At 39.3% G+C, this 23448-nt stretch carries 22 protein-coding genes; 20 read left to right on the top strand and 2 right to left on the bottom strand.

From position 1 onward, the window contains the following. Window positions 1–6: 6 nt before the first annotated feature. The 5 genes from glyA (at window position 7) to SM121_RS06885 (ending at window position 5033) form a co-directional block, all read left to right on the top strand. Window positions 7–1263, top strand: coding sequence for a serine hydroxymethyltransferase (gene glyA, locus SM121_RS06905; protein WP_320910707.1), 1257 nt, complete (start codon window positions 7–9; stop codon window positions 1261–1263). 8 nt (window positions 1264–1271) lie between these two features. Then, window positions 1272–2246: a nucleoid-associated protein gene (locus SM121_RS06900; protein ID WP_320910706.1), complete on the top strand. Its 975-nt coding sequence runs from the start codon at window positions 1272–1274 to the stop codon at window positions 2244–2246. Beyond that, complete coding sequence (locus SM121_RS06895) at window positions 2246–2848, top strand: lysozyme family protein (protein WP_003001568.1); 603 nt, start codon at window positions 2246–2248, stop codon at window positions 2846–2848. The genes SM121_RS06900 and SM121_RS06895 overlap by 1 nt, the downstream gene beginning before the upstream one ends. A gap of 212 nt (window positions 2849–3060) precedes the next feature. Beyond that, window positions 3061–3855, top strand: coding sequence for an alpha/beta hydrolase (locus SM121_RS06890; RefSeq protein ID WP_407073058.1), 795 nt, complete (start codon window positions 3061–3063; stop codon window positions 3853–3855). Between the two features lie 167 nt (window positions 3856–4022). Continuing rightward, window positions 4023–5033, top strand: coding sequence for a DUF1002 domain-containing protein (locus SM121_RS06885; protein WP_270298238.1), 1011 nt, complete (start codon window positions 4023–4025; stop codon window positions 5031–5033). A gap of 158 nt (window positions 5034–5191) precedes the next feature. Here the strand turns inward: SM121_RS06885 and SM121_RS06880 are convergent, their stop codons facing one another. Further along, on the bottom strand, window positions 5192–6163 hold the full coding sequence (locus tag SM121_RS06880) for a response regulator transcription factor (protein WP_024055560.1): 972 nt from the start codon (window positions 6161–6163) through the stop codon (window positions 5192–5194). A 223-nt stretch (window positions 6164–6386) separates the two neighbouring features. On the opposite strand from SM121_RS06880, the gene ptcA reads away from it, so the two are divergent. The 4 genes from ptcA (at window position 6387) to SM121_RS06860 (ending at window position 10889) form a co-directional block, all read left to right on the top strand. Then, window positions 6387–7400 carry a putrescine carbamoyltransferase gene (ptcA, locus tag SM121_RS06875; RefSeq protein WP_013903610.1) on the top strand — a complete coding sequence of 338 codons (1014 nt, stop codon included), beginning with the start codon at window positions 6387–6389 and terminating at the stop codon, window positions 7398–7400. Between the two features lie 63 nt (window positions 7401–7463). Next, window positions 7464–8822, top strand: a complete 1359-nt coding sequence (locus tag SM121_RS06870; protein ID WP_003011838.1) for an APC family permease — start codon at window positions 7464–7466, stop codon at window positions 8820–8822. 39 nt (window positions 8823–8861) lie between these two features. After that, the gene (gene aguA, locus SM121_RS06865) at window positions 8862–9974 is read left to right on the top strand and encodes an agmatine deiminase (RefSeq protein ID WP_003011725.1); all 1113 of its coding nucleotides are present in this window, start codon (window positions 8862–8864) and stop codon (window positions 9972–9974) included. A gap of 102 nt (window positions 9975–10076) precedes the next feature. Further along, window positions 10077–10889: a glycoside hydrolase family 2 protein gene (locus SM121_RS06860; protein WP_024055558.1), complete on the top strand. Its 813-nt coding sequence runs from the start codon at window positions 10077–10079 to the stop codon at window positions 10887–10889. A 299-nt stretch (window positions 10890–11188) separates the two neighbouring features. Here SM121_RS06860 and guaA read toward each other — a convergent pair whose 3' ends face one another. Continuing rightward, complete coding sequence (guaA, locus tag SM121_RS06855; RefSeq protein WP_320910705.1) at window positions 11189–12754, bottom strand: glutamine-hydrolyzing GMP synthase; 1566 nt, start codon at window positions 12752–12754, stop codon at window positions 11189–11191. A 128-nt stretch (window positions 12755–12882) separates the two neighbouring features. Between guaA and SM121_RS06850 the strand changes: the two genes are divergently transcribed. The 11 genes from SM121_RS06850 (at window position 12883) to SM121_RS06800 (ending at window position 23196) form a co-directional block, all read left to right on the top strand. Next, window positions 12883–13581, top strand: coding sequence for a GntR family transcriptional regulator (locus tag SM121_RS06850; RefSeq protein WP_003001401.1), 699 nt, complete (start codon window positions 12883–12885; stop codon window positions 13579–13581). Between the two features lie 230 nt (window positions 13582–13811). Further along, complete coding sequence (locus SM121_RS06845; RefSeq protein WP_024056463.1) at window positions 13812–15089, top strand: glycosyltransferase; 1278 nt, start codon at window positions 13812–13814, stop codon at window positions 15087–15089. After that, window positions 15086–16063 (top strand): NAD-dependent epimerase/dehydratase family protein, encoded by a 978-nt coding sequence (locus SM121_RS06840; RefSeq protein ID WP_024056462.1) that lies wholly within the window; start codon window positions 15086–15088, stop codon window positions 16061–16063. Before SM121_RS06845 ends, SM121_RS06840 begins: the two co-directional genes overlap by 4 nt. Then, window positions 16038–16865 carry an MBL fold metallo-hydrolase gene (locus SM121_RS06835; RefSeq protein WP_024056461.1) on the top strand — a complete coding sequence of 276 codons (828 nt, stop codon included), beginning with the start codon at window positions 16038–16040 and terminating at the stop codon, window positions 16863–16865. The genes SM121_RS06840 and SM121_RS06835 overlap by 26 nt, the downstream gene beginning before the upstream one ends. Further along, on the top strand, window positions 16831–18096 hold the full coding sequence (locus SM121_RS06830; protein WP_024056460.1) for a F390 synthetase-related protein: 1266 nt from the start codon (window positions 16831–16833) through the stop codon (window positions 18094–18096). Before SM121_RS06835 ends, SM121_RS06830 begins: the two co-directional genes overlap by 35 nt. 12 nt (window positions 18097–18108) lie before the next feature. Further along, window positions 18109–19053 (top strand): 3-oxoacyl-[acyl-carrier-protein] synthase III C-terminal domain-containing protein, encoded by a 945-nt coding sequence (locus SM121_RS06825; RefSeq protein WP_070588996.1) that lies wholly within the window; start codon window positions 18109–18111, stop codon window positions 19051–19053. A gap of 80 nt (window positions 19054–19133) precedes the next feature. Continuing rightward, window positions 19134–19466, top strand: a complete 333-nt coding sequence (locus SM121_RS06820) for a putative DNA-binding protein (protein ID WP_003001435.1) — start codon at window positions 19134–19136, stop codon at window positions 19464–19466. Window positions 19467–19468: 2 nt separating this feature from the next. Beyond that, window positions 19469–19684, top strand: a complete 216-nt coding sequence (locus tag SM121_RS06815; RefSeq protein WP_037615282.1) for a hypothetical protein — start codon at window positions 19469–19471, stop codon at window positions 19682–19684. Between the two features lie 17 nt (window positions 19685–19701). Further along, window positions 19702–21273, top strand: a complete 1572-nt coding sequence (gene ffh, locus SM121_RS06810) for a signal recognition particle protein (protein ID WP_024055635.1) — start codon at window positions 19702–19704, stop codon at window positions 21271–21273. 65 nt (window positions 21274–21338) lie between these two features. Then, on the top strand, window positions 21339–22106 hold the full coding sequence (locus tag SM121_RS06805) for an alpha/beta hydrolase (protein WP_270298210.1): 768 nt from the start codon (window positions 21339–21341) through the stop codon (window positions 22104–22106). A gap of 106 nt (window positions 22107–22212) precedes the next feature. Further along, window positions 22213–23196 (top strand): acetylxylan esterase, encoded by a 984-nt coding sequence (locus SM121_RS06800; RefSeq protein WP_024055637.1) that lies wholly within the window; start codon window positions 22213–22215, stop codon window positions 23194–23196. Window positions 23197–23448: the final 252 nt, after the last annotated feature.

The following is a 23448-nucleotide window of genomic DNA, read 5'->3' as shown; positions in this document are numbered from 1 at the left end:
AGACCCATGATTTTTGATAAAGAAGATTACAAAGCCTATGATGTAGACCTATGGAATGCGATCGCTAAAGAAGAAGAGCGTCAACAAAACAATATTGAGTTGATTGCTTCTGAAAATGTCGTCTCTAAGGCAGTGATGGCTGCTCAAGGGTCTATTCTGACCAATAAATATGCCGAAGGCTACCCTGGTCGTCGTTACTATGGTGGGACAGATGTTGTCGATGTGGTCGAAAGTCTCGCGATCGAACGGGCCAAAGAAATCTTTGGTGCTAAATTTGCGAACGTTCAACCACATTCAGGAAGTCAGGCAAACTGCGCTGCCTATATGGCCTTGATTGAGCCTGGTGATACTGTTATGGGGATGGATTTAGCTGCCGGTGGACATTTGACGCACGGAGCTTCTGTGAGCTTCTCTGGTCAAACCTATAACTTTGTGTCCTATAGTGTAGATCCTGAAACAGAGCTCTTGGATTTTGACGCCATCTTAAAACAAGCCCAAGAAGTGAAGCCAAAACTCATCGTTGCTGGTGCCTCAGCCTACTCTCATATTATTGATTTCTCAAAATTCCGTGAGATTGCGGATGCAGTAGGAGCTAAGCTCATGGTTGACATGGCCCATATTGCTGGTCTCGTGGCAGCAGGTCTTCATCCAAGTCCAGTTCCTTATGCCCATATCACGACTACGACCACTCACAAGACCCTTCGTGGCCCTCGTGGAGGCCTAATCTTGACCAATGACGAGGAATTGGCTAAGAAAATTAACTCTGCTATTTTCCCTGGTATTCAAGGAGGACCGTTGGAGCATGTCATTGCAGCTAAAGCTGTCGCTTTCAAAGAAGCGCTGGATCCTGCCTTTAAAGAATATGCAGCTAACGTGATTAAGAACAGTCAGGCCATGGCTGATGTCTTCTTGCAAGATCCTGATTTCCGTGTCATTTCAGGCGGAACAGAGAACCACCTTTTCCTTGTCGACGTCACCAAAGTCGTTGAAAATGGGAAAGTGGCGCAAAACTTGTTGGATGAAGTCAATATCACCCTCAACAAGAACTCTATTCCTTATGAAACCTTGTCTCCATTTAAGACCAGTGGGATTCGGATTGGTGCAGCAGCTATCACCGCTCGTGGTTTTGGTGAAAAAGAAAGTCGCACCGTTGCTGAACTCATGATCAAAGCGCTGAAGAATGCGGATAATCAAGAAGTATTAGACGAAGTGCGTAGCCAAGTCAAAGCCTTGACAGACGCCTTTCCACTTTACGAGGACTAAACCATCTTATGGATATTTACGTAAAAAAAGCCATCATTCATCAATTTAGCCCAGACGATACCGATCTCTATCTGGCAGATAAATTTCTCAATATCACGCCTAAAATCGAGGAATACTTGCGTAAGAAGATTGAACGGGTTTATTCTGATGAAGCCAGGACTGGTATTTTCGAAGAGGACAATCCTTTTCTTGAGTTGATTTCAGATGACCTATTAGAAACTTCAGTCGCAGTAGCGAATCGTTGGAAGGAAGAATTTGTCGTCTCTGAGAATCAAAAGACCAACGATTTGGTGTTCATTAAATTCTCAAAAGAAGGGGTGGACCATTTTGCCTTTCTTCGGATCGCTTTACGAGAAACCTTGACGCATCTTGGCGGTGAAGTTGACAATCCGATTAAGCTGACGCAAAATAATCTGCCTGGTTTTGGGACTGGTGCTGATGAGGCCTTGGTCATCAATCTTCAAAGTCGTAAATACCACTTGATTGAAAAACGGATCAAGTACAATGGGACGTTCTTGAACTATTTTTCTGAAAATCTGTTGCAGGCGCAACCCAAGATCTCTCCTAAAAAATCGATCAAGGCACTAGAAAAAACAGCCCAGAAGATTGCGGAAAGCTTTAACACAGATGATTTTCAATTTCAATCAAAGGTTAAATCAGCTATTTTTAACCATATTGAGGAAGAAAATAAACTCTCTCCAGAGAAATTAGCGGATGATCTCTTCGACGACAATCTGACAGCTCGCCTCAGTTTTATTGACCAAGTCAAAGAAGCTGTACCAGAGCCTGTCACCTTTGAAGAGATTGATGCAAGTCGCCAGTTGAAGAAGTTCGAAAATCAGAAATTGTCATTGTCAAATGGAATTGAACTGATCGTTCCGAATAATGTCTATGAAGATGCAGAATCTGTTGAATTTATTTTAAACGAGAACGGGACCTATTCTATTTTGATCAAAAATATTGAGGATATACAGAGTAAATAATGATTAAACGTATAGTGAAGATCTTCTTATTCATCTTACTAATATTTGGAATCTACAAGGGAATTCAGATCCACCATGATGTCAAACAAGTCATGCAGTACCGCTCCCTGGTTAGAGAAGTCCTTGCTGAAGAGGACACCACGGCCAATGAAAATCTCATTCTTGCTATGATCTATACGGAGACCAAAGGCCGTGAGGACGATGTCATGCAGGCGAGTGAGAGTGCAAGTGGAGAGACCAATACTATTAGTGATAATAAGGCCAGCATTCGCCAAGGAATTCAAACTCTTTCAGATGAGTTAAAAGAAGCCAAGAAAAAAGGCGTTGATGGCTGGACTGCGGTTCAAGCCTATAATTTCGGGAAAGACTACATCGATTACGTCGCCAAACACGGTGGAACAAATTCCCTAGAGTTGGCCCGCGCTTATTCACGGGATGTAGTAGCACCAAGTCTTGGCAATGTAACCGGTGAAACTTATCTTTACCTCCACCCTATCTCTCTTTTGAACGGGATGGAACTCTACATTAATGGGGGCAATATTTATTATTCCCGTTTAGTAGAAACCAATATGACGATTATGAAGTTATTTTCATGGTTTTAATCAATCAATTCAGAGGTCAGACAAGTAGTCCGGCCTCTTATCTTTCTCCTTAGTCGTACGATCTTTTGTGTATTTTGGGTCTTTCATTCTCAATATTTTGAAATCATTGAATAGCTATGATAAAATACTAGTTAGTTTTAAATTATCTTGAGGAGTTCCTATTGAACAAAAAATCATTCTACGGACTGCTTTTGGGGTTGATTCTCCTATGTATCGCATTTTTTGGGAAGTATCAACAAAAAACGCAGCTGGATCACACGAATTACCTACAAAGTAGTCGTCCTACCTTATTTTTTCATGGTTATGGATCGAGTGCCAATGCAGAAAAACACATGACAGATGCGACAAAAAAAGCAGGGGTGACACAAACCGTCATCACTGCAAACGTGGCTGATGATGGGCAGGTAAGGCTGACAGGGACCATTCCAAAAGGCGCAGTCAATCCAATAATCAAAGTGGAATACCAAAACAATCGCACGCCAGATCCAAAAGTCATCAGCAATTATGCCTATCAGGTGGTCAAAAAGCTTCAAGACACCTATCATTTTAAAGAGATGAACCTTGTCGCTCATTCTATGGGAAATATGTCTGTCTTATATTATCTTCTGGAACATGGAAGTGATGAGAATTTACCAAAAATTATCAAGCAGGTCGCCATTGCAAACCATGTTGCTGGAATCGAAGGGATGAACCTACCCCAGGGGTTGACTCTAGATACGCAAACTGGTAAACCCTCCGCAATGAATGAGCAGTACCAGCATCTTTTAGCTCTTCGGGAAGTCTATCCTGAAAATCAAATCGATGTGCTGAATATCTATGGTGATATCGGTGGAGAGACGGATGGATCGGTTCTCAATGTTTCTTCGAAAGCCCTTCGTTACCTAGTAGCAGAGCGCGCAAAAAGCTACCGTGAAGAAAAGATTGATGGCAAAGGTGCCCAGCACAGCCAACTTCATGAAAATCCAATAGTAGATAGGCTGTTGATCCAGTTTCTTTGGGGAAAATAAAAATGTCATGCATTCTTAAAAAAACTGTAAGCTAGTTTTAAGAAATCAACTGTATAATGAAAATCGAAGTGGGTAAACTATTTATTTACTTCTTTTTTCATCTCTAGTGAGGTGAGAAAGGTAATATGAGATGCCCAGAGTTTATTTGAATTAGAAAGAAGAAAAAGATGAAATTAAAGAAGATTGCATTGTTTGTAACGACGACTTTGGCTTTGTTTACAGCTGTCCCACGAGTGTCCGCAGATAGCAATGTGCAGAAAGTCATTGATGAAACCTATGTTAAGCCAGACTATGTTTTGGGCTATTCGCTAGACCAAAGTCAAATCGAACAGACCTTGAGTCTCTTGAACTACGATGGTTCAAAAGATAAAGAGGAATGGAAGACCATGACACCAGAGGTTTATTCTTCGATTATGAACGTTGCCAACGATGATAGTTTGGAACTTTATTCCTCTGTTAAAATTCAAAAATTAGGTAAAAATAAGCCACTAGAAGTCAATATCGTGACACCTCAAAACATCACCAAGGTCACTGCAGATATGTATCGTAATGCAGCCGTTACACTTGGATTAGAGCATGCTCAAATTACAGTAGCCTCCCCTATCCAAGTGACCGGAGAAAGTGCCTTAGCCGGGATTTATTACTCGCTTGAAAAAAATGGTGCCAAAGTTTCTCAAGAAAGCAAAGATCTGGCCCAAGAAGAGTTAACGACTCTATCCGGGATCAATGAAGAGAACGCGGGAAAGAAAAACTTCGATGCCGATAAATTGAACGTGGCATTAACAGACATAAAAGCGGCAGTAGCCAATGCCAAACAGAACAATCAGGATTTAACCAAAGATGATATTCGAAAGATCGTCGAAGAAACCCTGAAAAATTATAAGCTGGATACAACTGTGACAGGTGATCAGATTAATTTGATCGTGAATTTCGCAGTCAACCTTTCAAAGAGTAGCGTTATCAGTAGCAAAAGCTTTACTAAAACCTTGTCGGACTTGAAAGATAGTATCGTAGACAAGGCAGGCGATACCTTTAATAATATCAATCTCAATTTTGATACCAATGCTATTTTAAAAGATAGTGGAAACTTCTTCACAAATACGTGGAATGCCATTACCGGCTTCTTCGGAGCCATCTGGAATGCTATTGTCAAATTCTTTAGTGGTTTAGTTGGCTAAAAATAGCAGGAAAGCACTCTTGACAAGAAGCCAGAGTGCTTTTTGTGTGTGGTTTCCTATTTTTATACTTAATTAGAAATTTTATGTTAAGCTCATAAAAAAAGATCCACTGGGACCTTTTTTTATTTCTATCTTTGAAAGTCGGGACTATGACACAATTATTGATCCGGATGTTCGTTTTCAAAGGAATTATATACTTCGAAAAGTTGATTTCGTTTAGTGATCTCAAGTTTTATAAAAATATTGTGTACATGTGTCTTCACAGTTCCAACTGAAAGAAACAATTGATCCGCAATTTCCTGATTGTTTTTGTGTTCAAGAAGTAGAGGAAGAATTTCTTTTTCACGTTCAGTTAAATGAAGTTTTTCAGAGAATAGATCTAGTGTACTGGGGTTGTCAATTTTTTGTGATTTATCAAATGAACTTAATTGTTCTTCTACATTCGAAATAGCTTTCCAGTCAGAAAGAATATATTTGATTATTAAATAACAAACAGCAATAGTAAACATGTCTTCACACATATTTCTATTTTGAATTCGCAGATTCAACAAGTCATACGAATCTATATTAAAAATTACAAATAAATCTTCTAAGATAATTAGAATGCCAAATAGCACTCCGATATTTGAAATAGTTTTTAAGTAATTTTTATTTCGACTACTAATATTCAAAGATGTTAGATTTCGTCTCGCATATATACCAGTATAAATCAAAAGAAGCTGATTGGGTAAATAGTACATAAAAACTCTTAATGGAGAATTGTTTAGAATTGGGAAAGCCATCCATATAAAAGTAATAGAAATAAAGCAATAGTGCGTTAATAAAGGTGTTTCTTTCCTCAGTCTAGCAACTATCCAAAACTGACAAATATTATTAACAAGATATATGACAGTTTTAACAAATGGAACTCCCAGAAAGTGTTGGTTATATGTGTTTCCGAAATCTTTAATTATTTCTGTCATTGATAGGATCAGATTATCAAAAATAAAAAAAACAAGATATAAACCGACTACAAAAAATAAGTATTTTTTATCCTTTTCTGAGTTTAAAGAATAGGTCAATACAATACCAAGGGTCAAAGTATACAGTATAATTAAAAATACATTGTATATATAAACTATTTCAATCATATTTAGCCTCCATTTATTCTGTGAAACTAATTAAAACTCTAAACTTTATTTAAAAGCAATAAAATAGGGAGTTTATATTTAAAATAGCATTACATTTTTAAAAGCATAAATACTGGGTTTAGTACTTAAACTTTTAAAAAAGAGGGTTTACACCTTTAAGTTTATCGCAAACTATAAAATTTTGCAATATCATCAAAGCATAACAACACAGGAGGTCTCAATTATGAGCAATAAAATTGATTATATTACAACAGAAGAGTTCTCTAAAGAGCAACTTTTAGAAATGGCTGAGCTATCTCTTAAGATTAAAGCTTGTATTAAAAATGGGTATTACCCACCTTTGTTGAAAAATAAAACTCTAGGTATGATTTTTCAACAATCATCTACAAGAACACGGATTTCTTTTGAAACCGCTATGACTCAACTTGGAGGGCACGCACAATATTTGGCACCCGGTCAAATTCAACTAGGAGGACACGAAACACTAGAAGATACAGCAACCGTGGTTTCTCGCTTAACAGATATTATAATGGCACGTGTTGAGCGTCATAAGAGTGTAGTTGATTTAGCAAAATTTTCTCAAGTACCAGTAATTAATGGTATGAGTGATTATAATCATCCTACACAAGAATTGGGAGATCTGATTACGATTATTGAAAACTTGCCGAAAGGAAAAAAATTAGAAGATTGTAAAGTAGTATTTGTAGGAGATGCAACTCAAGTATGCTTCTCTTTAGGATTAATAACATTGAAAATGGGTATGGAATTTGTTCACTTCGGTCCGAAGGGATTCCAATTAAATGATATGCATAAGTCAAAATATGATGAAATTTGTAAACTATCAGGTGGTAAATATTTAGTAACTGATGATATTGATTCAATTACTGGTGCAGATTTCTTATACACTGATGTATGGTATGGCCTATATGAAGCGGAATTATCAGAAGAAGAACGTATGAAGATTTTCTATCCTAAATATCATGTTGATTCAGAGATGATGGCAAAAGCAGGAGAAAATTGTAAATTCATGCACTGTTTACCTGCTACACGTGGCGAAGAAGTATCTGATGAAGTGATGGATGGCCCAAATTCAGTTTGTTTTGATGAGGCGGAAAATCGCTTAACTTCAATGCGAGGTATCTTAGTTTATCTACTTCGTGATTTTGCGAAACGACATCCATATGACCTTGAAAAACAATCTGTAGCTAAAGCAGAACTGGAATCATTTTTAAAATAAAAAGGGCCAATTTGCTTTAAATTGACGATGTTATTACTCTCCTCTTAAAGGAAGGAGAAAAAAATGGAAGAAAAGAAAAAATTTAGTTTGTTTACTACAGTATTAACTGTAATATGTGTAGTATTTGTTGCAGAAGCTGCAGCTCCAGTTGCAGCGATTGGGAATTCTCAATTCTTTTGGTGGTTATTTTTATTAATTGCTTTTTTGTTACCATACGGATTGATTTCAGCCGAATTAGGTACTACTTATATAGGTGATGGTGGAATCTATGATTGGGTGACGAAGGCGTTTGGACATCGATGGGGCTCAAGGACCTCCTGGTATTATTGGATTAATTTTCCATTGTGGTTAGCATCACTAGCTGTTATGACTCCTGGGTTGTTGACAACGATAACAGGAGTTGAGTTTTCAACGTTCTGGACATTATTAATTGAACTTGTATTTATTTGGTTAATTATATGGATAAGCTTTTATCCGGCAAGTGATAGCGTATGGATCCTCAATGGTGCGGCAATTATAAAAATGATATTAGCTCTATTAGTGGGAGTCTTGGGATTATATATTGCCTTTACAAAAGGAATGGCTAATAAAATTACGTTGGATTCACTTTTACCATCATTCGATTTAAACAGTCTATCATTTATTTCTGTTATTATTTTTAATCTACTTGGCTTTGAGGTTATTTGTACGTGTGCAGATGATATGGAGAATCCTAAAAAACAAATACCACAATCTATAATTGTTGCAGGTTTAGTTATTGCGGCTATTTATATATTTTCTGCATTTGGTATTGGTGTAGCGATTCCTGTTGATAAAATTTCTACTAGTAGCGGTATGATGGACAGCTTTAAACTTTTGACCGGATCAGAAAATGGATGGTTTATAATTTTAATGGCATTTCTATTCTTACTAACTCTTTTTGGAAATATGATTTCATGGTCATTAGGAGTGAATAACACGGCATGTTATGCTGCAGAAAACGGAGATATGCCAAAGTTTTTTGCAAAACGTAGTAAAAAGAATAACATGCCAATTGGATCAGCTTTAGCAAATGGTTTTGTTGCGACATTTGTAGTAGTCATTGCACCAATACTACCAAATCAGGATTTGTTTTGGGCCTTCTTCTCATTAAACCTTGTTATGTTCCTGCTTTCTTATATACCAGTTTTTCCAGCATTTTATAAGTTAAGAAAAATAGATCCAGAAACTCCTCGACCTTTTAAAGTAGGAGGAAGTGATTTTATTTTAAAAATTATGGTTGTAATTCCAATTGTTATGATTTTGATTTCGCTTTTATTTACAGCGTTCCCATTATCTTTTGATGAAGTAACATTAGCTGATAAATTACCTGTAACTATCGGTTCATTAGTTTGTCTTATCTTAGGTGAAGTTATTATTCGTGTGAAAAAAATCAAAAAATGATAGTAACTAAATACCAATACAATAAAAGGAGGACTTGAGATGTCTAAACGTATTGTGGGGACAACCCCTAAAGTAGATGGATTTCGAATGCCAGGAGAATTCGAAGAACAAGAACAAATTTGGATGTTATGGCCATGGCGAAATGATAATTGGCGTTTAGGAGCCAAACCTGCTCAAAAAGCATTTTTAGATGTTGCCAAAGCCATTAGTGAATTTGAACCAGTTTCACTTTGTGTACCACCTCTTCAATTTGAAAATGCTATAGCTCGTGTATCTGCTCTTAATTGCGAAAATATCAGAGTAATTGAGATGACAAATGATGATTCGTGGATTCGCGACTGTGGTCCTACATTTCTTATAAATGATAAAGGTGAACGTCGTGCAGTAGATTGGGAATTTAATGCTTGGGGAGGTCTAGTCGATGGACTCTATTTCCCTTGGGATCAAGATGCGCTTGTTGCAAGAAAAGTTTGTGAATTAACAAATACTGATTCTTATAAAACAGAGGATTTCGTTTTAGAAGGTGGATCAATTCACGTTGATGGTGAAGGTACAGTGATGGTTACTGAAATGTGTCTTCTTCATCCAAGTCGAAACCCACATTTGTCAAAAGAAGAAATTGAACAAAAATTAAAAGATTATTTGAATTGTGAAAAAGTAATTTGGGTGAAAGATGGTATTGACCCATATGAAACGAATGGTCATATTGATGATGTAGCATGTTTTGTAAAACCTGGAGAAGTTGCATGTATTTACACTGAAGATGAAAACCATCCTTTCTATAAGGAAGCAAAAGCTGCGTTTGAATTCCTAAGTGAACAAACAGATGCAAAAGGCAGAAAATTAAAAGTACATAAAATGTGCGTTACTAAGAAGCCATGCTATCTAAAAGATGCAGATTCGATTGATTTTTCAGAAGGGGCTATCCCAAGAGAGGAAGGAGAAGTTGCAATCGCATCATATTTGAATTTCTTAATAGTGAATGGAGGAATTATTCTCCCTCAATATGGTGATGAGAACGATGCATTAGCGGTTGAACAAGTGCAAGCAATGTTCCCTGATCGTAAAGTTGTTGGAGTTGAAACTACAGAGATTGCATATGGTGGTGGTAATATTCACTGTATTACACAGCAACAACCAGCAACGAAATAACATATGCAGAGTCTGGTAAAGCAGACTCTGTTTTTTCTAATATATCGCATTAAGTAGACGGAGGAATATGAAGATAAATTGCTTTACAAAGAGGTATTAGAGATGAAAAATATTAAAGTGGAATATAGCTGGTTGAAAAATTCTGCTATAACAGGAGTCAATCAATTGCCTGAACACTCTGAGCATTATTATTTTGATAAATATGTAGATATAAATCAACTAGACTATTATCAAATAGATAAGATGCACTTAAGCAGAAATTGGACTTACACGAAATCAGATTTCAATGAAAAAAATGGTGATGTCGAATCTACATTGTTAACTTTATTTAATCATTTTAAAGGTGAAGATAAATTAATTACTAAAAATATTTTCTTGAAAATGAAAAGCTTAAATCTTCCCGTGTATATTTGGATGAATGGGGTCTTTGTTGGATTTTCAAAGGGACTTGAACAGTCTATAGAGTTTGAAATTACAAATTTACTATGTTTGGAGAAAAATGAACTTAAAATAAAGGTATGCTCTATTGAAGAAGAAAAACAAAACAATAATGTGATGCTAGATTCAACGGTAGATTCAATCTTAGACAATATTTCGGAGAGCATTATTTATAGTACTCCTAAACTACATGTATATGATTTTAATACTGTATTAGGAAATAGTCAAAATTTAAATAAAACGACATTAACCATTGATTGCTTATTAAATGGATATTCTAATAGCGCTATAATTAGTATTTATATATATGATAAAGAAAAAAATATTATTTTTAAGGAGAATATAGATTATACTAATAAACTTGAAAAAAGATATGATTTAGATATAAATTATTTAGCGATTTCTTTTGTAGAATTGTTGATAATTGATGATGGAACAATAGTAGAAACAGCTATAACAAAAGTTAAGATAATGTAGGAGAAGTTGTGTAAACATAAAAAAATCCCTTATAGTAGAATTGCGAAACATTACTCTATAAGGGATTTATTTCTATGACATAATTTACTACATTATTGTTTAATATCCTAACCTCAAAACGAGATACGATGTCTACTTATGTAGAAGAAACTATAATGTGCTTAAAATAAAAACCCCATCAGAAAAATTCTGGTGGGGTTTTTGGTGGGGAACCAATCAATTTTGACTGATTTTTAACCTTTTATAATAACTGAAAATGCTGTTAAAACAACCATTTCACTTCAAATCATGTTTATAAATCATTCCCACTCTACAGTTGCAGGTGGTTTACTTGTGATATCGTAGACGATGCGGTTGACGTGGTCAACTTCATTTACGATACGGACTGAGATTTTTTGGAGGACTTCCCATGGAATCTTCGCAAAGTCTGCTGTCATTCCATCGATAGAAGTGATAGCACGAATGGCAATAGTGTAGTCATACGTACGGCCGTCACCCATAACACCTACTGAACGAACGCCTGTGTTGACAGTGAAGTATTGCCAGATATCGCGGTCAAGACCAGCTTTGGCGATTTCTTCACGGAGGATAGCGTCAGATTCACGAACGGTTTCGAGTTTTTCTTCAGTGATTTCTCCCATAACACGGATGGCAAGACCTGGTCCTGGGAATGGTTGGCGCCATACGATGTGGTCTGGCATGCCAAGCTCTGTACCAAGCGCACGAACTTCATCCTTGTAAAGAGTGTTCAGTGGCTCGATCAGTTCAAACTGCATGTCTTCTGGAAGTCCACCCACATTGTGGTGAGACTTGATAGTTTGAGCAGTATCCGTACCAGACTCGATCACGTCAGTGTAGAGAGTTCCTTGTGCCAAGAATTTCACATCTTTGAGTTTACTTGCTTCGTCATCAAAGACATAAACAAACTCGTTACCGATGATCTTCCGTTTTTTCTCAGGATCAGATACACCTGCTAACTTATCAAGGAAACGTTTTGCAGCGTCTGCTTTGACAATGTTCAAACCAAACTTACCACCAAGCATATCCATCACTTGGTCAGCTTCTCCTTTACGAAGAAGACCGTGGTCTACAAAGATACAGATCAATTGATCGCCGATGGCTTTTTGAAGGAGAACCCCAACAACGGAAGAGTCAACACCACCTGAAAGACCAAGAAGGACACGTTTGTCTCCGACGGTTTCACGGATTTTTTTGATCTGCATGTCAATGAAGTTGTCCATGGTCCAGTCACCTTTAGCCCCACAGATGTTCAAGGCAAAGTTACGCAAGATGTCATAACTGTGAACAGAGTGACGAACCTCAGGGTGGAATTGGATTCCGTAGATTTTCTTGTCTGGATTTTCAATCGATGCAAATGGACAGTCAGCGGAAGTACCAGTGCGGATAAAGTCAGCCGGAATTTCTGTAACAGCATCTCCATGGCTCATCAAGACCAATTGTTTGTCTGGTGTGCCGGCAAAAAGAGCAGAAGATTCTGTCAAAGTCAATTCAGATTGACCATATTCGCGGTTACCAGCATCACCTGCAGGAACGACTTTCCCACCCAATTTATGGGTCAATAATTGCATCCCGTAACAGATACCAAGGATTGGAATACCGAGTTCGAAAATTTCAGGATCAATATCAAAAGAACCTTCCTCGTATACAGAGTTTGGTCCGCCTGAAAGAACGATCCCAACTGGATTGATTGCACGAACTTCATCAGCAGAAATCTTATGGCTCTTCAACTCTGAGAAGACACCAATTTCACGAATTCGACGTGAAATAAGCTGATTGTATTGGCTACCGTAGTCAAGCACGATGATCTTTTCAACATCATGCAAATCAGTTGATAGGTTTGTCATCTTATCCCCTTCTTAAAGAAATTTACTTTTCTCTATTCTAACACAAAAGCCTTGTCTTTACCAATCTCTGATTGAAGAATTAGGAATTTTACGCTACAATAGAGATAACACAGAGAAAGAGCAAAGTTATGATTCCAGCTTACATTCAAATTCATGATCAGATTAAGTCTGAGATTGATCAAAAAATATGGAAAATCGGGGAGCGTCTTCCCAGCGAACGCGATCTAGCGGAGAAATTTCAGGTGAGTCGGATGACTCTTAGACAGGCCATTACCCTTCTGGTTGAAGAAGGAGTGCTTGAAAGACGGGTAGGAAGTGGCACCTTTATCACTAGCACGCGCGTCCAAGAAAAAATGCGGGGAACAACCAGTTTTACAGAAATTATGAAATCGCAAGGCAAGGAACCTTCTAGCCAAGTGATTTCTTATCGGAAAACCATTCCTAGCCTCCAAGAAGTGGACAAATTGGGCATTGATAAGACAGAGACCATCATTCGGATGGAACGGGTCCGGTATGCTGATGGGATCCCTGTTGTTTATGAAGTGGCCTCTATTCCACAGAAATTTATTAAGAATTTCAATCGCGAAGAGGTTACCAGCCATTTCTTCCAAACCTTGGAGCGTCATGGCTATAAGATTGGAAAGTCGCACCAGACCATCTATGCGCGATTGGCCAAAGATAAGATTGCGGACTATTTACAGATTTCAAAAGGACAAGCTATTTTAGGTCTAACACAGGTTTCCTATTTTGAAGATGGGACGGCTTTTGAGTATGTAAAAAGTCAGTATGTCGGCGAGCGGTTCGAATTTTATTTGGAAAATAACTAAGCTCGCAAATCGTAAAAATAGAAAACTCTTCAAATGTTTGAGAGACTCAATCTCTTTGGCATTTGGGAGCTTTTTTAGGTTGAAGTCATTCTTTCTAAATAGTGATAGTAAAGGCAACATTGAAAAATTTAAAAAAAATTTTATTTTTTCTTCAATTTTTGATTTTTTTTACGAATTAATAGATAGAAGCAGGTTTTAAAGCTTAATAAGAGATATAAGGCAGGAAAAAAATGAAAAAAATTAAAATCGATGTGGTAGCTGTTCCTTTGAGTGGGCATCTGTACCCAACTTTAAATCTCGTTAAACCCTTGTTAGATGATCCTTCGATGGAGATTCGGGTTTTCACAGGACCTCAGAAAAAGGCCGTTGCAGAAAGTCTCGGCTTCACGGTCGTTCCAATTCTAGAGGACAAAGTAGAAGAGTTTGAACGTGCGGCGAATAACGATAAGAAACTCAATCTCTTTTCAGCTTATCGGCAATTGTCCAAGAGTCTTGATTTGATTAATCATGTATCGGATCAATTGCTAGAGGAGTGGCGCGTCAATCGTCCGGATATTGTCATTGCTGATTTTATCACTCTATCAGCTGGTTTTGTAGCAGAAGAGTTAGAAATCCCTTGGATCACCACCATGGCAACCCAATTTGCAATCGAAACTCCTTATGGTCCTCCTTGCTTCTTCGGAGGGATGGGAATCGCGCGCACGAAGAAGGAAGAGAAGATCCAAGCACTATGTCGTAAACTGACGCGTATTGGGAAATACTGCGGCGCTTTCCTCTTACGCAAACGCTTAAAACGTTACAATTTCAAGTTGTACAATCAAAATGGAGTGGAGACCATCTACTCTCCTTATGCCATCTTTGGAATTGGGATGATGGAGCTAGAGTTGAAGACACATTTCCCTCATCAATATGCTTGGATGGGCCCTTTAGGAACCTCTCTTGAGAAAGCTGAAGATTATCCAGTAGATCTCAGTCCTTACGAGGACAAGACGAAGGTCCTCGTGACTTGTGGAACCCAGTTGCCTTGGGCAAAAGAGAACTTGCTAGAGCAAACTAAGCAGTTGGCCAAAGAGCATCCAGAATGTCACTTTTTTGTCACTCTAGGAGATGGGGCAAAGGAATTCTCTGAAGAAGAAGTAGCACCAAATGTGACGGTCGTCTCTTATCTGCCCTACAAGGAATACATTCCACAGATGGACTATGTTATTCACCATGGAGGAGCTGGAATCTTTTATCAGTGTATCGAATTTAAGAAACCAGCCTTGATCTTGCCACATGATTATGACCAATTTGACTATGCGATTCGAGGAGTAGAAGCAGGAATTGCCTTTCAGGCTCATCGCAATCGCACCGAAGAGATTCAAGCAGGTTTCAATGCCCTATTAAAAAAAGAATCTTGGGAAAAGTTAGAAAGACTAAACAAACTTTCAAAAACCTACAAGCCGTTGGATACCTTGGAGTTTGAAATTCAACGATTATTAAGACGTGGAACGGATGGGAAACTATGAAAATTCTTGTAACAGGTGCGACTGGCTTCCTTGGAAAATATGTGATCGATGAGTTGTTGGCTCACGATTATACCATTGTAGCCTTTGGCCGAAACGAAAAAATTGGGAAGGCTCTGGAAGGTGAGCGCGTTCAATTTATTAAAGGGGATTTGAGCACTATTGAGGAATTAAGACAAGCCTTTCAGTCTGTTGATGCTGTAGTTCATGCAGGAGCTTTATCCACTGCCTGGGGACCTTGGAAAGCCTTCTATCAGGCTAATGTAGTTGGCACTCAAAATGTCCTTGACTTGTGCCGTGAATATGCGGTAAAACGCTTGGTTTACGTTTCTTCTCCTAGTATTTACGCAGCTGGAAAAGATCAATTAAACATCAAGGAAAGTGATGCTCCAACAGAAAATCGCCTGAACAATTACATCCGAAGTAAATTGGCGTCTGAAAAACTTTTTTCTGACTATCCAGATGTGCCAAGTATCATCTTGCGTCCAAGAGGATTATTTGGTGTGGGGGATACCAGTATTTTGCCTCGTGTCTTACGCCTCAGTCGAAAAATTGGAATTCCTTTGATTCGAGGAGGAGAGCAGCTCATGGATATGACCTGTGTGGAAAATGTTGCCCTAGCCATTCGCTTGGCTCTGGAAGCCAAAGACGCACACGGACAAGTATATAATATTACAAATGGGGAACCAAAGACCTTTAAGTATTTGATTGAAACCACACTAAAGGGATTGGGAGAGCCGATTCGCTATCGGAAACTTCCAGCAGGTCTAGTAGCAGGTGCGGCTTATAGCCTGGAAGAAGTATATCGATTCTTTCATCTGAAAGCCGAACCCCCATTGACTCGCTATACCTATTATCTCCTTCGATATAGCCAAACTCTTGATATCCAAAAGGCCCAAACCGAACTTGGCTACTATCCAAAAATGAGCATTGAAGAAGGGATTGACAACTATGTCCAACATGATCAAGCGCATTGATTATTTTCCAGCAGGCTATTGTAGCAGTCATTCTGGTCTCTTATTTAAAGGGATTCCGAATGAAAAAATGCAATTTCCAGCAGGTGTCTTTTTGATTCAGCACCGTGAAAAAGGTTATATTTTGTACGATACCGGCTATCACTACGAGATTAAGAAAAAAGCTCGGTATTTCTGGTACCGTCTAGCCACCCCAATGCAGATGAAAAAAGAAGACCAGATCGATTATTTATTGCGAGAGCGTGGAATTAATCCAGCAGCCATTTCCTATGTCATTCTTTCGCATCTGCACCCTGACCATCTCGGCGGAGCAGCACTTTTTCCAAATGCTCATTTCTTTGTTACCCAGGAAGTCTATGAGGTGTACCAAAAACCGAAGTTTAAAGATCTGATTTTTAAAGAGTTTTTGCCAGCTGATTTCAAAGATCGGGTGACTTGTCTCAAAGCAGATCGAATACATCCTGCCTTTTCTTACCGCCCGACTGCTGATCTATTTGAGGATGGGAGCATTCTTGTTTCGTCCATCGATGGGCATGCGAGAGGGCAAGGTTGTCTTTATCTGGATGAGTTCAAACTCTTTATTGGAGCAGATCTTTCTTGGGGAGTAGACCTCTTGCCTTACACAGGGCAAATGCGTCTCATTCCTTCCTTGATTCAGGATGATAAGAAGGCTTATTTAAAAGGAGCTGATTTGCTGGAAACACTCTTGCAAGATGGCATTCAAGTTGTGGTCAGCCACGACCCGCAAGATCGGATTGAAAGGATTTTAAATGAAAAAAACAGTCTTTCTGAAAACCTTTATTGAAACCAGATGGTGTCACCGATTCCGTTCAAAAGAGGCCTTGAAGCGATACCAAGATAAGCAATTGGCACGCTACCATGCTTTTATCACTTCTCAGTCCCCCTATTTTCAAACCCATTCTCCCGAATCCTTTGGAACGATGGATAAAACCTTCATGATGACACATTTCAATGAGCTCAATACTCTAGGGGTGGATCGTGATCAGGCTTTAGAGATGGCGATTCGCGGAGAACAGACGCGAGATTTTACTGAGATGAATGGAGAAGTAGCAGTAGGCTTATCTTCTGGAACTTCCGGCCACCGAGGAGTCTTTGTCACCACAGAAAAAGAGAGAAGTATGTGGGCTGCAGCGATTCTAGCCAAGATGCTACCGAAAGGAAAACTGTTTGGTCATCGCATTGCCTTTTTCTTACGAGCGGACAATGAACTCTATCAAACCATTAATTCAGGCCTGATTCGCTTGGAATATTTTGATATTTTCAAGGATAGCAAGGAGCATTTAGAGCGTCTCAAAGACTATCAACCAACCATTGTGGTCGCACCAGCTTCAACCTTGATTGAGTTGGCTAACTATGTCAGCAATCAGCAACTTGCGATCCAACCTGTCAAGGTTGTTTCTGTCGCAGAGATCCTAGAAGATCGAGATGCACAGACCATCGCCAAGGCCTTTCAACTAGACAATGTTGATCAGGTTTACCAAGCGACAGAGGGATTTATAGCTTGTACCTGTTCAGAGGGCAATCTACATCTCAACGAAGATATTTTGTCTGTCGAAAAAGAGTATCTAGATGATAGCCGCTTTTATCCGATTATTACGGATTTCAAACGAACCAGTCAACCCATCTATCGCTACCGCCTCAATGATATTTTGGTGGAAGAAAAGTCTCCTTGCCCTTGTGGTTCTGTCTTTACTCGAATCGCAAAGATCGAAGGACGATCGGACGATATCTTCTATTTCAAAAAAGAAGATGGCAGTAGCCAGATGATCTATCCGGATTTTATTCGACGGTGCATTCTCTTTGTCGAAAATATTCAGGACTATCAAGTAACTCAGTTGGCAGATGGATCCATTACCATTGCCTTGAGTCACCGGACAGAGTCTATGGAGCAAGCGATTTTTGCTCAATTTGAACTCTTAGCTCAGCAAAAACAATTCATTCTACCAAGTATTCAATTTATCGATTACCAATGGGACCCAACACGTAAATTAAAACGTGTTCAACGACTTCAATAAAAGGAGAATCCTATGAATACTGTAAAAAGACATTTGCAAATTAAAGGCTATGGAACAGCGCTCCCAGCTCATACCGTAACTTTCAAAGACCAGACTCGTTACCGCGTGAAAGAAGGAGAAGAAACACAGATTGATCTAGCAGCGCGTGCGATTGAAGCGGCTTTAAACTATGCGGGGCTTGAAATGGCAGACATCGACTGCCTCGTTTCGGCTAGTGCAGTTGGTGTTCAGCCCATTCCTTGTACAGCAGCTCTTATCCATGAGCGCGTGGCCAAGGGACTGACGATTCCTGCTATGGATATCAACACCACCTGTACCAGTTTTGTATCAGCTTTAAGCACTGTTTCTTATCTGATTGAAGGTGGAGAATACTGTCGGGTTCTGATTGTATCTAGTGAAGTAGGAAGCCTAGGGCTTAATCCCAAACAAAAAGAAAGCTTTGAGTTGTTTAGTGATGGAGCTGCAGCCTTTATTTTTGAAGCAACAAAGGAAGATAAAGGAATCATTGCCAGTATGCAACGTACCTGGTCTGAGGGAGCCCATGATACTGAAATTCGTGGTGGTTTGACAGCTTATCATCCGAAATTGTACTCTGAAGCAACCAAGACTGATTTCATGTTTGATATGAAAGGGAAGAAGATTCTTTTGCTTTCTGCCCGTGTTATTCCAGAAATGTTCCAAGAATTCCAAGAGAAATCAGGCATTTCTAAAGATGCTGTAGACTATATTATTCCTCACCAAGCAAGCCGTGCCTTACCACTTGTCATGGACAAATTGGGCGTTGGCAAAGACAAGTACCTCAATATTGTCAGTGATTATGGAAATATGGTTTCGGTAGCCGTGCCTTTCGGCCTAGCCTATGCACTGGATCATGGCTATGTGAAGGAAGGAGATACCATCTTCTTGATGGGAACTGCAGCAGGGATGACGGTCAATATGTTGGCACTGAAACTTTAATGGTGAATCCTCTTATTTCAAGCTCAAAAAGCATCAAGTCCCGCTAGTCTTTAGCGGGCTTTTTTGATATAATGAAAGGTATGGAAATTGAGAAAACCAACCGAATGAATGCGCTCTTTGAGTTTTATGCAGCGCTCTTGACGGACAAGCAGATGAACTACATCGAGCTCTACTACGCAGATGACTACAGCTTGGCTGAGATTGCAGAAGAGTTTGGAGTGAGCCGTCAAGCGGTCTATGACAATATTAAACGTACAGAAAAGATTTTGGAAGATTACGAAATGAAACTCCATATGTATTCCGATTACATTGTACGCAGCCAGATTTTTGATCAGATTTTAGAACGCTATCCGGAAGATACTTTTCTACAAGAGCAGGTTGAAATTTTATCAAGCATTGACAATCGGGAGTGATTATGGGCAGTCTCGTCATTTATCAAGGAATACCTTGCAAACTATTAGTCGCAGAGGAAGTATTTCCTACTCGACTACAGATTATCTCGCCCAATGATATCTCCAAAGCTATGCAAATAGGTTTTAGCTGTTGGGGATATCCAAATGAAATCATGAAAGAAGTCACACCCGAAGAACTAGAATGTTTGCAACATTTCGGACGATATCCACTGAATTAAAAAAATAGGAGAAAATAATGGCATTTGAAAGTTTAACCGAACGTTTACAAAACGTCTTTAAAAATCTTCGTAAGAAAGGAAAAATCTCTGAAGCGGATGTCCAAGAGGCAACCAAAGAGATTCGTCTTGCCCTCTTAGAGGCCGACGTTGCCCTTCCTGTTGTAAAAGACTTCATCAAACGGGTCCGCGAACGGGCTGTAGGTCATGAAGTCATCGAAACCTTGAACCCTGCCCAACAAATCGTGAAGATTGTTGATGAAGAATTGACAGCGATTTTGGGTTCAGAAACAGCAGAAATTATCAAATCTCCAAAGATTCCAACCATTATCATGATGGTCGGTCTTCAGGGGGCTGGTAAAACAACCTTTGCTGGTAAATTGGCCAACAAATTGGTCAAGGAAGAAAATGCGCGTCCTTTGATGATTGCGGCCGATATCTATCGTCCAGCAGCCATTGACCAGTTGAAGACGCTTGGTCAGCAGATCAATGTCCCAGTCTTTTCACTTGGTACAGAAGTCCCTGCTGTAGAGATCGTACGTCAAGGTTTGGAGCAGGCGAGAGCCAACCACAATGACTATGTCTTGATCGATACAGCCGGTCGTCTGCAAATCGATGAAAAACTCATGGGCGAGTTGCGTGACGTCAAAGCCCTTGCCGAGCCAAACGAAATCCTCTTGGTTGTCGATGCCATGATTGGTCAAGAAGCGGCCAATGTGGCGCGTGAGTTCAACGAACAACTCGAAGTAACTGGGGTCATCTTGACCAAGATTGATGGGGATACCCGTGGTGGTGCGGCCCTTTCTGTCCGTCAGATTACTGGAAAACCAATCAAATTCACTGGTACTGGTGAAAAAATAACCGATATCGAAACCTTCCACCCAGACCGTATGTCTGGTCGGATCCTCGGTATGGGGGATATGCTGACGTTAATCGAGAAGGCTTCTCAAGAATACGATGAGAAACGTTCCCTTGAACTCGCTGAGAAGATGCGAGAAAACACCTTTGATTTCAACGACTTCATCGATCAGTTAGACCAAGTCCAAAACATGGGACCAATGGAAGACCTGCTCAAGATGCTTCCAGGTATGGCTAATAATCCTGCCATGAAGAACCTCAAGGTCGATGAACGAGAAATTGCTCGCAAACGTGCGATCGTATCATCCATGACACCAGCTGAACGGGAAAATCCAGATTTGTTAAATCCAAGCCGTCGTCGTCGGATTGCTGCTGGTTCAGGAAATAGCTTTGTCGAAGTCAATAAATTCATCAAGGACTTTAACCAAGCCAAGCAGATGATGCAAGGTGTCCTCTCTGGCGATATGAACAAGATGATGAAACAAATGGGGCTCAATCCAAATAATATGCCGAAGAATATGCCTGGTGGAATGCCTGATATGTCTGCTCTTGAAGGGATGATGGGACAAGGTGGCATGCCTGACTTGTCAGCTCTTGGCGGAGGCGCTGGAATGCCTGATATGAGCCAAATGTTCGGTGGTGGTCTCAAAGGAAAAGCCGGTGAATTTATGATGAAACGGGCGATGAACAAGATGGCCAAACAAATGCGAAAAAATAAGAAAAAACGGAAATAATCGTTTCTAAGAGGGCCTGGAACACACTGTTCTGGGTTCTTTTAGAAACTACTACAAGAGGAAAGATGTTAAAAAAACTATTTCAACAAGTCATTCGTTTCTTTGTAAGACTGTTTTCTTCGCACAGAAAGCCCTTTGAATTTCCTAAAGGGTCAAAGAAACCACCGATCAGACCAATCATCTTTGTACCTGGGAGTTCAGCCAGTATCCAGCGATTCAACGGAACCATCCGCATGCTCCATCGCTTTTCTAGAAAAAAACAGAGTCTTTTAAAAATAAAAGTCAATAAAGATCATTCTATAGAAATGGAGGGAAGACTAAATACGAAAGAGCCGAATCCGATGATTGTGATTGGCTTCGAGAACAATCGAGATGGCTACAGCAATATCAAGCAGCAAATCGAATCCCTTAAGATCGCCATCACCTACCTCCTTGATCACTATTATTTTACAGAGTTCAAGGCAGTCGGGCACTCCAATGGTGGACTAGTTTTGACTGGTTTACTGGAAAGCGGCTTTTTAGAAAAGAAAAAGCTGACCGTAAGCAAGCTCGCTATTATTGGAAGTCCATACCGATTCAATCAAGAGATGTATGACGATTTTCAAAAATGGAAGCATCGATTAGATAAAGAAGTAGAGGTCCTTAACTTTGTCGGTAGCTTTGCTGGAAAATCAGACGGGATCGTCCCCCTTTCTAGTGCACAAGCAGCACAATCTATTTTTGAGAAACAAACCTTTACAGAAGTAAATTTAAAAGGACGCAAGGCTCATCATTCAGCTTTACCCACTAATCCGGATCTAGTGAAACAATTAAGTCTATTTTTGAATCTATAAGTAAATTACATAATTTCGGTTATGTAATTTTTTATTTGTCTCTTGCAATCATTAAATTAATATGGTACATTTTTGGTAGCGATTACACATACTTAAGGAGAATTTTATGAAAGATCCCAAATTATTAGAAACAATGAAAGATTACAAGGGACGGGATGAGGTTCCCGCAGATTTTGATGCTTTTTGGGATCAAGCCCTAGCAAAGATGACTGAACTGCCTGAATACAAGCTCGAAGAACGAGATTTCAGCATTCCAAATGTTCGATGTTATGAATTAACCTTTAAAGGAACACGAGATGGGCTTGTTTATTCAAGAATGATCCTTCCAAAAACGGATCAAAAGGTTCCAGTGATTTTCCATTTTCATGGCTATATGGGACGTTGTTGGGATTGGGCTGATATGTTAGCTTATACAGTAGCCGGCTATGGTGTTGTATCTATGGACGTGAGAGGCCAGTCAGGTTTTTCAACGGACGGAAATCGATCACCACTTGGTAATACGGTAAAAGGACAGATTATCCGCGGAGCCGTGGAAGGTCCGGATGAGCTCTTTTATAAGGATGTCTACTTAGATCTTTACCAGTTAATTGAAATTGTAGCCAGCCTCCCTCAAGTAGATGACAGCAAACTTGCCAGCTATGGAGCCTCACAAGGTGGTGCCTTGGCCCTGGTTGCTGCTGGATTGAATCCTCGTATACAACGAACGGTAGCCATTTATCCATTCTTATCAGACTTCAGACGAGTATTAGAGATCGGGAACACCAGTGAGGCCTATGACGAGCTTTTCCGTTATTTCAAGTTCCATGATCCATTCCACGAAACCGAAGATCGTTTGATGCAGACATTGGCCTATATTGATGTAAAAAACTTTGCCCATCGTATCAAAGGACAAGTTCACATGATTACAGGACTAGATGATGATGTTTGTTATCCAGAAACGCAGTTTGCCATTTATAATCGATTAGAATGTCCAAAAGAGCATTTAATCATGCCAGAATATGCCCATGAAGCTATGAATGTTCAAGTCAATGACCGAGTCTATAATTGGCTCTGTGGTAGCAAGATTCCATTTCGATATGTAGAAAAATAAGTTAGAGAAGAAAAACAATCAGTAAATCCATGAGATTTGCTGATTTTATTGTGGTTAAAAGGGATCTAGTATAGAAAGAGATACAAAACAGTCCTATAAAAACTAAAATTTTTTGTACTTTACCCTAGACAGTGGATAAACCCTTGACACGACTGAGTTTAAGGCGTAATGTACACTCTTTGAAAAATGTACTTTATAATCGAAATGTACTTTATTTTAATGCTGGATAAAGTACATTTTTTGATTGAGTAG

Origin of the sequence: Streptococcus sp. S1, from assembly GCF_034137685.1 — a bacterium.
Taxonomy (GTDB): Bacteria; Bacillota; Bacilli; order Lactobacillales; family Streptococcaceae; genus Streptococcus; species Streptococcus dentalis.
Note: the sequence above shows the minus strand (reverse complement) of the source record. Positions and strands in the feature narration are given on the sequence as shown.

What these genes read in the sequence shown, in the direction of transcription:
- SM121_RS06805 (WP_270298210.1), top strand. Translation starts at nt 21,339, where the DNA reads ATGTTAAAAAAACTATTTCAACAAGTCATTCGTTTCTTTGTAAGACTG.
- glyA (WP_320910707.1), top strand. Translation starts at nt 7, where the DNA reads ATGATTTTTGATAAAGAAGATTACAAAGCCTATGATGTAGACCTATGG.
- SM121_RS06815 (WP_037615282.1), top strand. Translation starts at nt 19,469, where the DNA reads ATGGGCAGTCTCGTCATTTATCAAGGAATACCTTGCAAACTATTAGTC.
- SM121_RS06840 (WP_024056462.1), top strand. Translation starts at nt 15,086, where the DNA reads ATGAAAATTCTTGTAACAGGTGCGACTGGCTTCCTTGGAAAATATGTG.
- ptcA (WP_013903610.1), top strand. Translation starts at nt 6,387, where the DNA reads ATGAGCAATAAAATTGATTATATTACAACAGAAGAGTTCTCTAAAGAG.
- SM121_RS06880 (WP_024055560.1), bottom strand. Translation starts at nt 6,163, where the DNA reads ATGATTGAAATAGTTTATATATACAATGTATTTTTAATTATACTGTAT.
- SM121_RS06835 (WP_024056461.1), top strand. Translation starts at nt 16,038, where the DNA reads ATGTCCAACATGATCAAGCGCATTGATTATTTTCCAGCAGGCTATTGT.
- SM121_RS06845 (WP_024056463.1), top strand. Translation starts at nt 13,812, where the DNA reads ATGAAAAAAATTAAAATCGATGTGGTAGCTGTTCCTTTGAGTGGGCAT.
- SM121_RS06900 (WP_320910706.1), top strand. Translation starts at nt 1,272, where the DNA reads ATGGATATTTACGTAAAAAAAGCCATCATTCATCAATTTAGCCCAGAC.
- SM121_RS06860 (WP_024055558.1), top strand. Translation starts at nt 10,077, where the DNA reads ATGAAAAATATTAAAGTGGAATATAGCTGGTTGAAAAATTCTGCTATA.
- guaA (WP_320910705.1), bottom strand. Translation starts at nt 12,754, where the DNA reads ATGACAAACCTATCAACTGATTTGCATGATGTTGAAAAGATCATCGTG.
- aguA (WP_003011725.1), top strand. Translation starts at nt 8,862, where the DNA reads ATGTCTAAACGTATTGTGGGGACAACCCCTAAAGTAGATGGATTTCGA.
- SM121_RS06895 (WP_003001568.1), top strand. Translation starts at nt 2,246, where the DNA reads ATGATTAAACGTATAGTGAAGATCTTCTTATTCATCTTACTAATATTT.
- SM121_RS06885 (WP_270298238.1), top strand. Translation starts at nt 4,023, where the DNA reads ATGAAATTAAAGAAGATTGCATTGTTTGTAACGACGACTTTGGCTTTG.
- SM121_RS06820 (WP_003001435.1), top strand. Translation starts at nt 19,134, where the DNA reads ATGGAAATTGAGAAAACCAACCGAATGAATGCGCTCTTTGAGTTTTAT.
- SM121_RS06825 (WP_070588996.1), top strand. Translation starts at nt 18,109, where the DNA reads ATGAATACTGTAAAAAGACATTTGCAAATTAAAGGCTATGGAACAGCG.
- SM121_RS06800 (WP_024055637.1), top strand. Translation starts at nt 22,213, where the DNA reads ATGAAAGATCCCAAATTATTAGAAACAATGAAAGATTACAAGGGACGG.
- SM121_RS06830 (WP_024056460.1), top strand. Translation starts at nt 16,831, where the DNA reads ATGAAAAAAACAGTCTTTCTGAAAACCTTTATTGAAACCAGATGGTGT.
- SM121_RS06850 (WP_003001401.1), top strand. Translation starts at nt 12,883, where the DNA reads ATGATTCCAGCTTACATTCAAATTCATGATCAGATTAAGTCTGAGATT.
- ffh (WP_024055635.1), top strand. Translation starts at nt 19,702, where the DNA reads ATGGCATTTGAAAGTTTAACCGAACGTTTACAAAACGTCTTTAAAAAT.
- SM121_RS06870 (WP_003011838.1), top strand. Translation starts at nt 7,464, where the DNA reads ATGGAAGAAAAGAAAAAATTTAGTTTGTTTACTACAGTATTAACTGTA.